17 protein-coding genes are annotated in these 13,439 nt (G+C 55.5%); 2 read left to right on the top strand and 15 right to left on the bottom strand.

Annotated features, from left to right (window positions below; all coding sequences use genetic code 11):
* From Q0362_RS06115 to Q0362_RS06090, 6 genes are all read right to left on the bottom strand, one after another.
* Positions 1–491, bottom strand: a 491-nt coding sequence (locus Q0362_RS06115) for a prenyltransferase (RefSeq protein ID WP_298121291.1), incomplete at its 3' end; no start/stop codon positions are given.
* Complete coding sequence (locus Q0362_RS06110) at positions 488–811, bottom strand: lycopene cyclase domain-containing protein (protein ID WP_298121288.1); 324 nt, start codon at positions 809–811, stop codon at positions 488–490. The genes Q0362_RS06110 and Q0362_RS06115, both read right to left, overlap by 4 nt.
* Positions 808–1,143 carry a lycopene cyclase domain-containing protein gene (locus tag Q0362_RS06105; protein ID WP_298121286.1) on the bottom strand — a complete coding sequence of 112 codons (336 nt, stop codon included), beginning with the start codon at positions 1,141–1,143 and terminating at the stop codon, positions 808–810. Before Q0362_RS06105 ends, Q0362_RS06110 begins: the two co-directional genes overlap by 4 nt.
* A 5-nt stretch (positions 1,144–1,148) precedes the next feature.
* Entirely contained in the window at positions 1,149–2,762 is a 1,614-nt protein-coding gene (gene crtI, locus Q0362_RS06100) for a phytoene desaturase family protein (RefSeq protein WP_298121284.1), read from the bottom strand.
* Complete coding sequence (locus Q0362_RS06095) at positions 2,759–3,673, bottom strand: squalene/phytoene synthase family protein (protein ID WP_298121281.1); 915 nt, start codon at positions 3,671–3,673, stop codon at positions 2,759–2,761. Before Q0362_RS06095 ends, crtI begins: the two co-directional genes overlap by 4 nt.
* Entirely contained in the window at positions 3,670–4,740 is a 1,071-nt protein-coding gene (locus tag Q0362_RS06090; RefSeq protein WP_298121278.1) for a polyprenyl synthetase family protein, read from the bottom strand. Before Q0362_RS06090 ends, Q0362_RS06095 begins: the two co-directional genes overlap by 4 nt.
* Positions 4,741–4,774: 34 nt before the next feature.
* Between Q0362_RS06090 and idi the strand changes: the two genes are divergently transcribed.
* Positions 4,775–5,320: an isopentenyl-diphosphate Delta-isomerase gene (gene idi / locus Q0362_RS06085; RefSeq protein ID WP_298121275.1), complete on the top strand. Its 546-nt coding sequence runs from the start codon at positions 4,775–4,777 to the stop codon at positions 5,318–5,320.
* Positions 5,321–5,360: 40 nt separating this feature from the next.
* On the opposite strand, the gene dcd is transcribed toward idi, so the two are convergent.
* From dcd to Q0362_RS06070, 3 genes are read right to left on the bottom strand one after another with little or no spacing between them, the layout of a single operon-like run.
* Positions 5,361–5,966 carry a dCTP deaminase gene (gene dcd, locus Q0362_RS06080; RefSeq protein ID WP_280797875.1) on the bottom strand — a complete coding sequence of 202 codons (606 nt, stop codon included), beginning with the start codon at positions 5,964–5,966 and terminating at the stop codon, positions 5,361–5,363.
* A 41-nt stretch (positions 5,967–6,007) separates the two neighbouring features.
* Positions 6,008–6,430, bottom strand: coding sequence for a thiol-disulfide oxidoreductase DCC family protein (locus Q0362_RS06075; protein WP_298121266.1), 423 nt, complete (start codon positions 6,428–6,430; stop codon positions 6,008–6,010).
* Between the two features lie 4 nt (positions 6,431–6,434).
* Positions 6,435–7,730 carry an ATP-dependent RecD-like DNA helicase gene (locus tag Q0362_RS06070; protein ID WP_298121262.1) on the bottom strand — a complete coding sequence of 432 codons (1,296 nt, stop codon included), beginning with the start codon at positions 7,728–7,730 and terminating at the stop codon, positions 6,435–6,437.
* Positions 7,731–7,796: 66 nt separating this feature from the next.
* Between Q0362_RS06070 and Q0362_RS06065 the strand changes: the two genes are divergently transcribed.
* Entirely contained in the window at positions 7,797–8,798 is a 1,002-nt protein-coding gene (locus Q0362_RS06065; protein WP_298121259.1) for a hypothetical protein, read from the top strand.
* 9 nt (positions 8,799–8,807) lie between these two features.
* Here Q0362_RS06065 and Q0362_RS06060 read toward each other — a convergent pair whose 3' ends face one another.
* From Q0362_RS06060 to rhuM, 6 genes are all read right to left on the bottom strand, one after another.
* Positions 8,808–10,781, bottom strand: a complete 1,974-nt coding sequence (locus tag Q0362_RS06060; RefSeq protein ID WP_298121256.1) for a cytochrome c oxidase assembly protein — start codon at positions 10,779–10,781, stop codon at positions 8,808–8,810.
* Between the two features lie 91 nt (positions 10,782–10,872).
* The gene (locus tag Q0362_RS06055) at positions 10,873–11,151 is read right to left on the bottom strand and encodes an HU family DNA-binding protein (RefSeq protein ID WP_280794712.1); all 279 of its coding nucleotides are present in this window, start codon (positions 11,149–11,151) and stop codon (positions 10,873–10,875) included.
* Between the two features lie 248 nt (positions 11,152–11,399).
* The gene (gene rpsN / locus Q0362_RS06050) at positions 11,400–11,705 is read right to left on the bottom strand and encodes a 30S ribosomal protein S14 (RefSeq protein WP_110234751.1); all 306 of its coding nucleotides are present in this window, start codon (positions 11,703–11,705) and stop codon (positions 11,400–11,402) included.
* Positions 11,706–11,873 carry a 50S ribosomal protein L33 gene (gene rpmG, locus Q0362_RS06045; protein WP_280794711.1) on the bottom strand — a complete coding sequence of 56 codons (168 nt, stop codon included), beginning with the start codon at positions 11,871–11,873 and terminating at the stop codon, positions 11,706–11,708.
* Positions 11,873–12,109 carry a 50S ribosomal protein L28 gene (gene rpmB, locus Q0362_RS06040; RefSeq protein WP_110234752.1) on the bottom strand — a complete coding sequence of 79 codons (237 nt, stop codon included), beginning with the start codon at positions 12,107–12,109 and terminating at the stop codon, positions 11,873–11,875. The genes rpmG and rpmB overlap by 1 nt, the downstream gene beginning before the upstream one ends.
* A 198-nt stretch (positions 12,110–12,307) precedes the next feature.
* Positions 12,308–13,291 carry a RhuM family protein gene (gene rhuM / locus Q0362_RS06035; protein WP_298121251.1) on the bottom strand — a complete coding sequence of 328 codons (984 nt, stop codon included), beginning with the start codon at positions 13,289–13,291 and terminating at the stop codon, positions 12,308–12,310.
* Positions 13,292–13,439: the final 148 nt, after the last annotated feature.

Genomic DNA, 13,439 nt, shown 5'->3' with positions numbered 1-13,439 from the left:
TCTGGGGTAAAGGTTACACCGGCCAAGATCACGCCATACACAGCAGGGCTCACGAAGTGGGTGCTGCTGGTGAAGGAGTCCAAGAAGGGAATCTCCTTGAAGCGCAGCCCCTTCATGGAATACGCCACGACAGCAAACAGGCTGATGGCCAGAACGATGTTCGCATCGACGTTGCCCACGGCAACCAAATAAATCAGGAACGGAACGTTCGTGATGACGACGGCCCACAGTGTGGCCTTGTGGAGACTGCGGTCAAGGACCGCGCCCTCCACGCCACCCTTGCGGGGGTTCCGCATGTCCGACTCGTAGTCGAAGACGTCATTGATTCCATACATCGCGAGGTTGTAAGGAATGAGGAAGAAGATGGTTCCCAGAATGAAGGTGAGATCAACCTGGCGGGTGGTCATCAAATAGGCAGCCGCGAATGGGAAGGCCGTATTGATCCAGGACAGGGGTCTGGAGGAAACGAAGAGTTGCTTCAGTGTGTTCATCTCTTCTTCCTTGTTCCAAGCAAAATCCACAGCACCGGCAAGATCATCACAGCGGCGAGGGTGTAGCCAAAGTCTTCCAGAGGTGCGAGGCCAATGAAACTTCCCAGCAGTGTGCTGGGGTCATAGGCAACCAGGCCCACACCAATAATGACGTTGTCAAAGATGGCGGTGGTGATCATCATGATGACCAACGTGATGCCGAATGTCCACCACACAGGCGCAGTGAAATTCACACCTCGGCGACTGCTCACCACAATCGCGATGACCGCAAACCAGACAGCGAGCCCTAAGAAAACAGAGTTGAGTACGGAATAGGTCACTTGGTCACTGCCTTATTCACATACTTGCTCACGCCACGACTGACAGCCACGAACACATTCATAGTCATGTAGCAGAGCAAGGTGAGGAAGAAGGCTTCCTCGAGTGGGAGCTCAGGAGCAAGCTGGATACCAGTCATCCACTGCCCTTCTCCGCGGAAGAAGACACCGGCGTCAATGCCGGTGAGATCCCAAATGAGGAAGAACACAATGCCGGTGGTGAGCACGATGGTTGCTCGGCTGGCATCGTGCCAAAAGAACAGCTTGAACCGTCTATCCAGCATCACCATGCCGGTGAGTGACACCAGCAGTGCTGCGAGATAGAGAAAGTTCATGCGATCTAAGCGGTTTTGTCGACCGTGGGGAAGAGCGGCTCTGGCAGTGGTTCTGTGGTGGTGTCACCACGAAGACGCTTGACCAGAATCTCAGCAGAGATCAAACACATGGGCAGACCAATTCCAGGGATGGTTGTTCCGCCTGTGTAGTACAGGCTTTCCACCTTCTTGGAGATGTTGCCCGAGCGGAAGAATGCACTCTGGGTGAGGATGTGGCTGGGCCCGAGGGCGCCGCCCTTCCACGAGTTGAGGTCGTTGGCAAAGTCTGCGGGGCCAATGGTGCGGCGAACCTTGATGCGCTTGGCCAAGTCAGGAACGCCTGCCCAGACCGAGATTTGCTCAATCACACTGTCCGCAACGGCTTCAACCTGCTTGCTTCCCTTGCCGTCGATGCCACCCTTGCCGATAGAGACATCAGCAGGAACAGGAACAAGGATGAACAAGTTGGTGTCACCCTTGGGCGCAACCTTGTCATCTGTTGCACTGGGCTTGCAGACATAAATAGATGCTGGGTCTGGAACTGACGTGGGTGCGTTGAAAATCTTGCCGAAGTTCTCGTTCCAGTCATTGGTGAACAAGAGGGTGTGGTGTTCGAGCTCAGGAACTTCACCCTTCACACCCAAGTAGACGAGAACGGCACTGGGCCCGGAGACCTTCTTGTCCCAGTAGCTTTCGCCATAGGTCTGAAGTGCTTCTGGCAGAAGCTCTGTCTCGGTGAAGTGAAGGTCTGCTGCAGAAACAACAATGTCAGCGGCCAGGGTGGTCACACTCTTGGACTTGCCCTTGGTGTATTCCACACCAGCAGCCTTGGCTTTGGCCTTGTGACCGGCAGGGTTGACCACGGTGAGAATCTTGGAAACGTTGGCCTCAGTGATGAGGTTCACTCCCTCAGCAACTGCGATGTCGCGGATGCTTTCGATGACACGGTTGAAGCCACCCTGCGCATAGAGCACACCATCTTCAAGGTCGAGGTAGCTCATCAAGTGATACATCGATGGGGTGATGAACGGGCTTGAACCCAAGAACACGGCTGGGTAGCCCAGGATCTGCTGCAAGCGAGGATCGCTCACGTGACGTGAGGCGAACTTGTGCAAAGACTCCTGCAAAAGCTTGGTCAGCTTGGGGGTGCGACGAAGAACATCTGCACGAACCAGAGGGCCAAACTTTTCAAAGCTTGTGTAGAGGAAGCGCTTCTTCGCCATCTCGTACGTGTCTTTGGCAGAGTCGAGGTAGCGCTCCATCGCGGGACGTGAACCGGGCTCGATCTTTTCGAAGAGCTCGAGGTTGTCCTCGCGGTTGTCCAGGACATCGATGGGACGTGCTGGGTAGACACCGTCGTCTTCGAAGAGAACGCGGTAACCAGGGTTGAGCTTGGAGAGCTTGAGCTGCTCATCGCTCGAGGTGCCCATGAGCTTGTAGAAGTGATCAAAAACCTCGGGCATGAGATACCAGGAAGGACCGGTGTCGAAACGGAAGCCGTCCTTCTCCCAGGTTCCAGCACGGCCACCGACCTCTTTGTGCTTTTCCAGCAGGGTCACTTGGTATCCATCGCGGGCAAGCAAAGCTGCCGAGGCGAGGCCGGCAATGCCGCCACCGATAATGACTACGGACTTGGTCATGAGGTTTTTCCCATCAGAACTGCAAGAGCGAGGCGTGCCTTGACGAATGTCGGCACGCTCACGCGGGTGTGCTTGAGCTCGGCAGCAGGAGTGCGAGCAATCCTGCGGTTGAGTTCAGCAAAAAGACTTTGTGCCAGCGCCACAGCCTTACGGCTGGTGCTGGGCAGGAGCGGAACTATTGCGCCTGAAACAGCGAGGTCCGCGTCAATGTCCTCGACCAAGCGCTGCTTATCTGCTTCAGTGAAGGTGGCGATGTTGATGCCAGGGAAGTAGCTGCGGCCCAGGGCATCCACGTCGGCACTGAGGTCACGCAAGAAGTTGACCTTCTGGAATGCGGCACCAAGCTTGCGAGCACCCATGACGAACGTGTCATTCTGTTCTGGAGTGAGATCTTGACCCACCAAGAACGCCTTCAAACACATCAAGCCCACAACCTCAGCTGAGCCATAGACGTAGTCATCAAAGCTCTTGGGGGTGTGGGTGACTCGAGTGATGTCCACGCGCATGGACTTGAAGAAAGGTCGTGTGAGGTCAGGCTCAATACCGGTTCTGCGGGCAGTCAACGCAAAAGCGTGCACAACCAAGTTGGTGCTGTATCCGCGCTGCATGGCTGCTTCAGTTTCTTCTTCAAGTTCGTCGAGCAGTCGGCGAATCTCTTTCTCGCTGACACCGGCATATGCGGCAACGCCATCCACGATCTCATCAGCCAAGCGAACCAGGCCATAGATGTTCTCGACGTCCTGGCGAACGCCCGCACCCAGCAAGCGAGCTGCCATACCGAAGGAAGTTGAGTACTCGCGAATGATCATGCTCGCGGTTTGCTCGGCAACGCGGTCATAGAGCGCACTCTGACGGGTGGGCTGTTCGCTCACTGGCACCGAAGCATCTTGAACGAGCTTGTCGTGACTCATCGAACGCGCTCCACCACGGCGGACACCAATGGAGTGAGCTGCTCAATAAGCTGCTGAGGAACCCCAGCGCCATGCAAGGCAGCGACAGCTTCGTCGGCGTAGTCGGAGGCGAGGCGCTGCGTGAACTTCTTTGCACCGGTGCGCTCGAGAACCTCGCGCACGGTGGCGGCATCAGAATCTGACAAGTTGCTATCGCCCACGAGGTGAGCAATGGAGCTCCACTCTGAGGTCTGAGAGGCGAAGGCGATCAGCGCCGTGCGCTTGCCTTCACGCAAGTCACCCAAAGTGGTCTTGCCCGTGGCAGCTTCATTACCGAAGACACCGAGGAGGTCATCCACGATCTGGTAGGCAATGCCGATGTTGCGACCGAACTCACCGAGAGCTGCAATCACGTCGTGAGTGGCACCGGCAAGCAGGGCACCTGCTTGCAGGGGTGCTTCGAAGGAGTAGACCGCAGTCTTGAGACGTTCCATCTCAACGATTTCTTCAATGCTCGGCATTCCCGAGTAGAGAGAGAAGTCCACGTCAATGAGTTCACCGGCTGCGGAGTCAAAGACGGCGCGGTCGAGAAGTTCAACCAGTGCATCGCGAACCTCAGGGTTCGCGCTTGCGCGCTCCATCAAGCGGAACGAACCAGTCAGTGCCAAGTCGCCGGCAATAACAGCAACAGACATGCCTCGATGTTCAGCTGTCGGAAGAGACAAACCTGCGGTTTGTGCGACGTCGCGATAGCTACCAGAGACGTTAGGAATTCCTCGGCGCACAAAGTCACGGTCAACGACATCATCGTGGACAATCAGTGCAGTGTGCAGAAGTTCAAAAGATGCACCCACGTGGGCAGCAGAACGCAGGTCGGAACCACCCAACGCGGTGTATGCCGTCATCACCATTTGGGGGCGGAAACGTTTGCCTCCTGCTGTGTTGGAACGCAGTGTTTTCCAGAGCGATTCATAGGCAGGTGCGAGCGTTGCAGCCCGCTGAGTGGATAGGCTAAAGAAGCGCTCGAGGACCTCTTCGACGAGCGCGAGGTGGCGCGTCATTTCGGCTTCTTGGCTAGGAACACTCACCCCTCCAGACTAACTGACCAGACAGGAGCGCAACATGGGTGAATCCCGTGAACTGGTTGTGCTCCTAGCTGAAGATGGCACTCCGGTCGGCACTGCCGATAAGGCGACCGTCCACACCGAAGACACTCACCTTCACCTTGCTTTCTCTTGTCACGTATTCAACCGTGAAGGGCAGCTTCTCGTCACTCGCCGTGCACTGGAGAAGAAGACCTGGCCTGGTGTCTGGACAAACTCATTCTGCGGTCACCCTGCGCCAGATGAAGATTTCATTGAAGCCATTCACCGTCGTGCTGAGCAGGAGCTTGGACTCAAGCTCGCTTCGGTCAAGAGCGCTCTTCCAGACTTCCGTTACCGCGCCGTGGATGCCTCCGGCATCGTCGAGAACGAGATCTGCCCTGTGTTCATCGCCATCGTGGATGACGAACCCGTTCCCAACCCCGCTGAGGTAGCGGAATACGCCTGGGCAGAGCCCGAGGCTCTGCTTGCCTCGGTGGAAAAGTCAGCCTTTGCGTTTAGCCCCTGGCTCACCTTGCAATTGCCCCGCTTGGCAGTTGCTGGGTATTTATCGCCCGCTGGTTAACGCAGAAAAGAGGCCCGAGGGCCTCTTTTCCTTTGTGGTCTTAGCCGCCGATTGCTCCAGCATCCGTTGCACTGACATCAGTGCGGTGGAAGTTGAGGAATGAGCGAGAAGCTGTGGGTCCACGCTGACCGTGGTAGCGAGACTTGTACTCAGCCGAGCCGTAAGGCTTCTCTGCAGGAGAAGTCAGCTTGAAGAAGCAGAGCTGACCGATCTTCATACCTGGCCAGAGCTTGATCGGCAGGGTTGCCATGTTGGAGAGCTCAAGAGTGATGTGGCCAGAGAAGCCGGGATCAATAAAGCCTGCAGTGGAGTGGGTGACCAGGCCCAGACGACCCAGTGAGCTCTTACCTTCGAGGCGAGCAGCAATGTCGTCGGGCAGGGTTACCTGCTCATAGGTTGCACCGAGAACAAATTCACCGGGGTGAAGAATGAAAGGCTCGTTAGGGTCAACCTCGATCAGACGGGTGAGGTCTGGCTGGTCTTCAGCAGGGTCGATGTAGGGGTACTTGTGGTTGTCGAAGAGACGGAAGTACCGGTCAATGCGAACATCAACGCTCGAAGGCTGAATCATGTCGTCAGCCGAAGGTTCTAGGCCAATACGGCCCGACTCGAGTTCAGCACGAATATCGCGATCAGAAAGAAGCATGTTCTAAGCCTATCTAAGGAAAAGCCCTGTACTTGGGCAGATCAGGGGCGTTTAAGAAGTCCGCGAGGACCATAGGTCACACCGGCAACTCGCGAGTCGATCGCACAGACTTCTTTGCGACCAAACCAGGAGATGCGGTTCTTCGCTACCCAGCGATACAGAGCATTACGCAGGGGCCTGGGAACGACCTTTCCCACTGCGGCAAGAAGCTTCCAACGCCTGGGCAAGACCTCGGCGAGCGCGAGCACCGCGTCACCCTCCTGAAGAACAAGACCGTTATTGAGAACCACCACGGAATCAAAGCCAGTGATACCGGCTTCTGCAAGAAGCTCGGTTCCCCAATCAGACTCCCCTGGCACAAACATGATGTTCTCGGGAGTGAGCTTCTGTGTGGGAATGCGCTTGCCCAGCCATTCGACTAACCCCACGCATAACGCGCAGTCTCCGTCGATGAGCACAATCATGTTCTTAGCCTTCGAGAGGTTGACCGAGAGACTCGACCCTGCCCATGAAGCGTTCCACGTCAGGATCCACGATGACGTCGGAAGGACGCAGTGGGCGTGAGAGATAGAGGCCCTCGAGTGAGGTGATGCGGCTCAGGGCCACATATGTCTGACCGGGAGCGAAAGCACGGGAGCCCATGTCGATGAGGGCCCGGTCATAGGTCTGACCCTGTGCTTTGTGAATGGTCACAGCCCACGCCAAGCGCAGTGGGAACTGCGTGAACTCTGCCACCACGTCACGGCTGAGCTCATCTGTGCTCTGCTTATAGGAGTATTTGTAGCGCTCCCAGGTGACGGGGTGAACTTCATACTCTGAACCGGCCACGGTCACGAAGACAGTGTCGGTGACCTTGGTCACCGTTCCCACTGTTCCGTTGACCCAGCGGCCTTCGCTGTCGTTCTGCAGGAACATGACCTGAGCACCGAGCTTAAGCTCGAGGTCTTCATCAGCGGGGAAAGCGTTAGCGGCGAAGTCACCGCTGACATCCGCAGCAGCGACCTTCTTCTTTCCCGGAAGCTTGGCCAGCTGCTCGGCGTTGATGGCATTCACACGGGCATTGGTGGTGGCCAAAATAATGATGTCTTCACCCTCAGGGGCAGGACGGTTCCCGGCTGCGTTGAGTGCAGCACCCAAAGTGGGGGTCACCGTTCCGTGACGAACAGCGTTCAACATTTCTTTGAACGCATCGTCACGCTGACGGTGGATCTCGGTGAGTTCAATAATGCGCAGTGGGGTGTCTTGCCACACTGCCGCGTCAAAGAACCAGTTCGAGGCGTAGCGGGCCTGGAGGTATTCCTTCTCCTCTGGGGTGCGAGGAGGTACTGGTGAGAGTTGGTAGGGATCGCCGAACATGATGACCTGCACGCCACCGAAGCTTTCCTTTTTGCGGTGACGTGCTTCACGCAGAGCGCGGTCAATGGCGTCCATGATGTCGGCATTGACCATCGAGACCTCATCGATCACGAGGGTGTCAATGGCGTTCAAGATCTTGCGCTGGTCTGGACCGTGGTTCAGATCCAAGGACCCAATCAGGCCTGTGGGCAGACGGAACAGTGAGTGAATCGTCTGGCCGCCGACATTCAGTGCGGCCACACCTGTGGGAGCACAGACCGCGATGGTCTTCTCCGTGGTGAACGCCAAGTGGTTCAGCAGGGTTGATTTACCGGTTCCCGCGCGGCCGGTGATGAACACGTGCTCACGGGTTTCCTCGATGAGGTTAAAGACCTCCTGCTGCTGGGCAGATAAGGAGACTTTGTTCACTCCCGAAGTTTACCGGCGCAGCGCTTACTCAGCTTGTTGCCCACAGGCGCTTTGTAGGATGAAGAAGTGAAACTGACCAGACGCCAAGGAACCTATCTGGGTTTGGCCGCAGCTGCGCTGCTCTTGGTCACTGTTTTCGTTGGTATCGGCATCAATCAGTCGCTCTATAGCGCTTCTGGTTTTGTCAGCCAATACCTCTCTGCGCTGTCACGTCATGATGCAGCTTCTGCTCTGTCGATGCCTGGCGTGGGAGACAAGCTTCCTGCTGATGCAGACCGCGCCTTGCTGCGCGGTTCCGCCATGGGTGAGCTCTCAGACATTCGCATCACCAAGGTTTCTGGCAACGACGCCAAGACCACAGTGACCGCAAGCTACCTGGTCGGTGGCGAGGAGGCCACGGGCACGTTTGTGGTCACACGCATTGGTAGCACGATGGGTGTGTTCGAGTCCTGGGCATTTGCAGAGCTTCCTGTCGCCAAGGCAAAGGTGAGCGTGTGGCACGATGCGTCCTTTAATGTGGGGGACTCGGGTCTCATTGATCTGCGCTCGACCGACTCGGCAAAGGATGCCACCGTCTGGGGTGGCACCGGAACTTATCTCCTGTTTGCTCCCGGCAACTATGTGTTTGATCACACCTCCACGTGGCTCACGGCAGAGCAGGTGGTTCTCAATGTTGCTTCGCCCGGTGACACCGCCGAAGTAGTTGTGGATGTTCAAGCCAACAAGGCCTTCACCAAGCGCGTGCAGAAAGAAGTCGACGACTACCTCGATACCTGCGTCAAGCAACACGTCCTGCAGCCCTCTGGCTGTCCCTTCGGATACCAAACCGGCAACCGCATTGTGGGAGAGCCCGATTGGGAAGTGGCGGAATACCCCGTGATCAAGGTCATTCCTGGTGAAACAACCTGGGCCGTGCGTGACGCGGTGGGCAAGCTGCGCATCACCGGTGAAGTGCAGTCGCTCTATGACGGAACGATTTCACCTCTGGATGAGATTGTGGATGCCGTGTTCAACATCAACATCTCAATACGCTCCGATGGCAACCTGGCCATCGTGCTTTCTCAGTAGCGTGCTGAGTTAGTTCTGCTGACTATCAGCAGCTGCTTGCCTGGCAAGCATCTCGTTATAGGCCTTGAGCTCGGCATCGTCCGTGCGGTCAGCTTGGCGGTCGGTTCGCTTGGCTTCCTTCGCATCTGAGCGGTTCCACTGGTAACCCAGCACCAGAGCCAAGATCAGGTTAGGGATTTCTCCCACGCTCCAGGCGATAGCTCCACCGGCCTGCTGGTCTTCCAGCGGGGTGGAGCCCCAGGTGCGGCCCATTGCTCCATACCAATCAGCGAGCATCAAGTTCTCGCTCGACATGATGCCCAGACCAAAGAAGGCGTGCACGGTCATGGCAGCCAAGAGCTGAATGAGGCGGAAGGGGTAGGGGTAACGAGTCTTGACCGGGTCGATACCAATCAAGGACTGAACAAAGAGGTAGCCGGCGAGCAAGAAGTGAACAATCATCCACTCGTGACCAATGTGGTCACTGGTTGCCCATCTAAAGATGGGCGTGTAGTAGAACAGCCACAAGGAACCGACGAAGTTGACGGTGGCAAAGAGCGGGTGAGAGATCACATTGGCATAGCCAGAGTGGACGGCCTTGAGAATCCATTCGCGGCCACCGCGACTGTCGTCTGGACGCTTCTCTACTGCACGCATCGCCAGGGTTACGGGAGCACCCGGAACCAAGAGAATCGGCACCATCATGCCGAGGGTCATGTGTGCACCCATGTGAGCAGAGAAGAGATACATCTCATAGGCGTTAATGCCACCGTTGGTGATGTAGAACAGCAAGCCCATACCGGCAACCCAGAGGACCGTGCGATACCAAGGCCACTTATCTCCGCGCTTGTGGAGACGGTAGACACCAACCAGGTAGAAGAAGATGGCGAAACCACAGAACAGCAACCAGATCAGGTCGAAGTTCCAGACCGTGAAGTAACGCTCAAAGGTGAACTCGGGAGGCAAGACACTTCCGGTGAGGATCTCTGCCGGGGTGGGGTTTTGATTGAGGGTCTCGCTGACGGGAGTGGGTGTGCGGGCGAGGCCTGCCGCCAAACCTGCGGCAGCGCCCATCACCAGGAGCTCAATGGCGATGAACCACCAGAACATCTTCTGGGTTGCTGCTCCGGTCATGCGCTTGACCAGGAAGCCACGTTGCCAGAAACCAAATGCCCCCAGAACAACCATGGCGGCAACCTTGGCCAGCACGAGCTGGCCGTAGGGAGTTGAAATCAGCTTGTCGAAGGTGCCGATACGCACCATTGCATTTGCTACACCCGAGACGGCAACCACGATGAAGGCAATGATCGCCAGAGTGGAGAAGCGAGCAACAACCACAGGGAGACGGTCAGGTCCGATAATCCCGCGAAGCAGAATCAGTGTGACCACACCTCCGAGCCAGACCGAGACGAAGACCAGGTGCAAGCCCATGGACGTAATTGCCATTGAGTGTCCGGCAGTGCCTGCTGAGTGTCCTTGCAGCGCCATGGGCACCAAGGTGCCCGCCGCTGCCACACCGACGAAGAAGAGTGCGGTCTGATTGGTCACTGCAATGCAGAGCACTGCAACAAGAGCAGCCAGCAAAGTGGTGATCAGCCAAGCTTGACCCAGTTCGATGCTGGTGAAGAAGAAGCCGAGTTGGTTGCCAAACTTCGAGTCGAGCGAGAAGGGGGTCACGCTCACGTTCAGGAAGGTGAGGAAACCGGTGGCCGCTGAGGCAAGGGTCATCACCAGCGCTGCTGCAGCTGCGATATCAATGCTGCGAACATAAGCACGTTCCCGCGAAGCGAAAGCCCACAAGGCCAGAGCAAGCGAACCAATCATGGTTGCCGCGGAGAGATCAACTAGGAGCTTGGCAATAGGCAAACCCACGCGGACGACAACACCAGGGTCACCGAGTGCTGGTGTTCGGGAACCGCCACCAAAAGCAAGGGCCCCGAGCAAGACAACAAGCGCCACCAGCACGGTCAGTGCGGGGATAGCTATCTTGAATAAACGGGGCACAACTCAAGCCTAGAGATTATTGCTGAGGCTTAAATGCATAGTGGGTGTGGACCCGAAGGCCCACACCCACCAAAGCGAGTGAAACTCGTGACTACTTGACAGCAGCCTTGAGCTTGCTACCAGCCGAGACCTTTACCGACTTGGAAGCGGCGATCTGGATGGTTGCGCCGGTCTGAGGGTTACGACCGGTGCGAGCTGCACGGTTGGTGCGCTCGAAGGAGATGAAGCCAGGAATGGTTACCTTTCCACCCTGAGCAACTTCAGCAGAAACAACTGCGAAGAGAGCGTCGATGACGCCGTTTACGTTTGCCTGCGAAAGGTTGGTGTGAGCGGCAACTGCTGCGACAACCTCAGACTTGTTGAGAGCCATTTGTGTCCTCCTGGACGTTGAGCTACCGAAGTAGCACTTTGTTTGGAACGGTTGAGCCACAAGGGCCGTCTCGTTTGGTCTGTATGACCATTCGAAAAAATATCAGCACATCCGCGTATTTACAGGCAATTCGTGTCGGCGTGGCACGAGAAGACCTCGACCCAAGGTTGAGGGTTTAAAACAGGGTTAAATCAGTGAAAGCCATGGACTTTGCAGTCCATGGCTTTCACATTTAAATCTGACTGGGATTACCAGCTGGACTTGGTGATACCGGGCAGTTCGCCACGGTGAGCCATCTCGCGGAAACGAACACGAGAGATACCGAACTTGGTGAGAACACCACGGGGACGGCCATCGATCGCGTCGCGGCTGCGAACACGGATAGGAGAAGCGTTACGAGGAAGCTTCTGGAGAGCAATACGAGCCTCTTCGCGAGATGCGTCGGTACCGTTGGGGTCAACGAGTGCCTTCTTGATCTCGAGACGCTTAGCTGCGTAACGCTCAACAATTACCTTGCGCTGCTCGTTACGAGCAATCTTGCTTTTCTTAGCCATTTAGCGCTCCTCACGGAATTCAACGTGCTGACGCACTACGGGGTCGTACTTCTTGAGTACAAGACGGTCGGGGGTGTTACGACGGTTCTTGCGGGTTACGTAGGTGTAACCAGTGCCCGCGGTTGAACGCATCTTGATGATGGGACGTACGTCCTGTGCCTTAGCCATTAGATTTTCTCCCCACGTGCGAGAAGGTCCTTGACGACGGACTCAATGCCGCGTGCGTCGATAACCTTGATTCCCTTTGCCGACAGAGTCAGCGTTACATTACGACGAAGAGAAGGTACGTAGTACGTCTTCTTCTGAATGTTGGGGTCGAAACGACGCTTGGTGCGTCGGTGCGAGTGTGAAATTGCGTGCCCAAAGCCGGGTACGGCTCCGGTCACCTGACAGGTCGCAGCCATGTCTATCCTCCTAATACCGCAAGACGGGATTGTCTTGCCCAAGATTCCTTGTCTGCGCACGAACACCCACAACTCACGAAGTGAGAGAGAACGTGCACTGCTTACGCGAGGAATTCCGCGCAGCCAAGGGTCAAGTCTACGTTGAGAGAGATCGTTAAAGCAAACCAGGACTAGCCTGGATCGCTGTCAAGTCAAGGTTTACGCAGCAACTCGGAGGCCGGCTTCTCCCTCCGACATCATGCGAACCAAGAGTGAGATCATCAGCTCTTTTTCTCGTGGCTCGCTGATGGCCACCAGCAGGGTTATTGCGGCAAGAGCATTGTTGGATATCCGCTGTTCGCCCACATCGTTATTGAGAAAGTGGTTTTTCGCCAAAAAGGTCACGAATAACGAGGCAGCACTCCTTTTGTTTCCATCAGCCAAAGGGTGGTCTTTGACCACAAGATAAAGCAAGTTTGCGGCTTTCAGCTCCACTGTCGGATAAAGAGCGTATCCAGCAAACTGCTGATAAATTCCCTCGATTACGGCTATTAACCCGCCACCGCGTTCTTTGCCAAACAAATTATCTTCAGGAAAAGACTCAGCAACTAACTCAATAATGTTTCGCGCTTCTTCAATTGTCAGAATCCAATTCGGAACCACTCCCGCCTTGGAAAGAAACTCACCCTGGTCATATTCCTGCAACAACCTGAGCCCGGGTAAGTAATCACGCAATACGTCGGCAATACCGACAACGAGTTCATCTGAGGCTCGGCCCAGAATTTTGACAATCGATCCAATTTCATTCAATCGACGTTCATTGGTTACAACACCATCAGCTAAATAACGCTTCAGAATGTCGTTGGCCCACCGACGAAAATGAACTCCTTCAGCAGATTTAACTCGATAACCAACCGATAAAACTACGTCCAAGTTGTAGTGTTCTACTTCGCGTTCAACAGTTCTTGTGCCTTCAATTCGAACTGTCGCAAATTTTGCGACAGTTCGAATATCTGACAGCTCCTCTTGTTGAGAGTGAGCAATATGTTTGCCGATTGTTTTTACATCACGGTTGAAAAGTGAAGCTAACTGCTGACGGTTGAGCCAAACGTTTTGCCCGTCAGTTCTAACTCGTATTTCAACTGAGCCGTTTTTGCTGGTGTAAATCTCGACATCTTTTGCCTTTTCGGATGAGGATTCCATGGAGTTCCTTGTCTAGTGAATCCCCTCCACTCACAGACAAACTAGCTAGAACTACTGACAATCACTTCAACCTCAAGCTGCCGAGGAACAATTTCTGCAGAGGCCAAAAACGTCCACGATATGACGCGGCTGAGTGAAACCGTGTTCT

The organism is uncultured Aurantimicrobium sp. (assembly GCF_936931525.1).
GTDB lineage: Bacteria > Actinomycetota > Actinomycetes > Actinomycetales > Microbacteriaceae > Aurantimicrobium.
The sequence above is the reverse complement of the archived record's forward strand: the minus strand, read 5'-3'. Positions and strand labels throughout refer to the sequence as shown.

What these genes read in the sequence shown, in the direction of transcription:
- idi (WP_298121275.1), top strand. Translation starts at nt 4,775, where the DNA reads ATGGGTGAATCCCGTGAACTGGTTGTGCTCCTAGCTGAAGATGGCACT.
- Q0362_RS06055 (WP_280794712.1), bottom strand. Translation starts at nt 11,151, where the DNA reads ATGGCTCTCAACAAGTCTGAGGTTGTCGCAGCAGTTGCCGCTCACACC.
- rpmG (WP_280794711.1), bottom strand. Translation starts at nt 11,873, where the DNA reads ATGGCTAAGGCACAGGACGTACGTCCCATCATCAAGATGCGTTCAACC.
- Q0362_RS06105 (WP_298121286.1), bottom strand. Translation starts at nt 1,143, where the DNA reads ATGAACTTTCTCTATCTCGCAGCACTGCTGGTGTCACTCACCGGCATG.
- Q0362_RS06095 (WP_298121281.1), bottom strand. Translation starts at nt 3,673, where the DNA reads ATGAGTCACGACAAGCTCGTTCAAGATGCTTCGGTGCCAGTGAGCGAA.
- dcd (WP_280797875.1), bottom strand. Translation starts at nt 5,966, where the DNA reads ATGCTTCTTTCTGATCGCGATATTCGTGCTGAACTCGAGTCGGGCCGT.
- rhuM (WP_298121251.1), bottom strand. Translation starts at nt 13,291, where the DNA reads ATGGAATCCTCATCCGAAAAGGCAAAAGATGTCGAGATTTACACCAGC.
- rpsN (WP_110234751.1), bottom strand. Translation starts at nt 11,705, where the DNA reads ATGGCTAAGAAAAGCAAGATTGCTCGTAACGAGCAGCGCAAGGTAATT.
- Q0362_RS06075 (WP_298121266.1), bottom strand. Translation starts at nt 6,430, where the DNA reads ATGATTGTGCTCATCGACGGAGACTGCGCGTTATGCGTGGGGTTAGTC.
- rpmB (WP_110234752.1), bottom strand. Translation starts at nt 12,109, where the DNA reads ATGGCTGCGACCTGTCAGGTGACCGGAGCCGTACCCGGCTTTGGGCAC.
- crtI (WP_298121284.1), bottom strand. Translation starts at nt 2,762, where the DNA reads ATGACCAAGTCCGTAGTCATTATCGGTGGCGGCATTGCCGGCCTCGCC.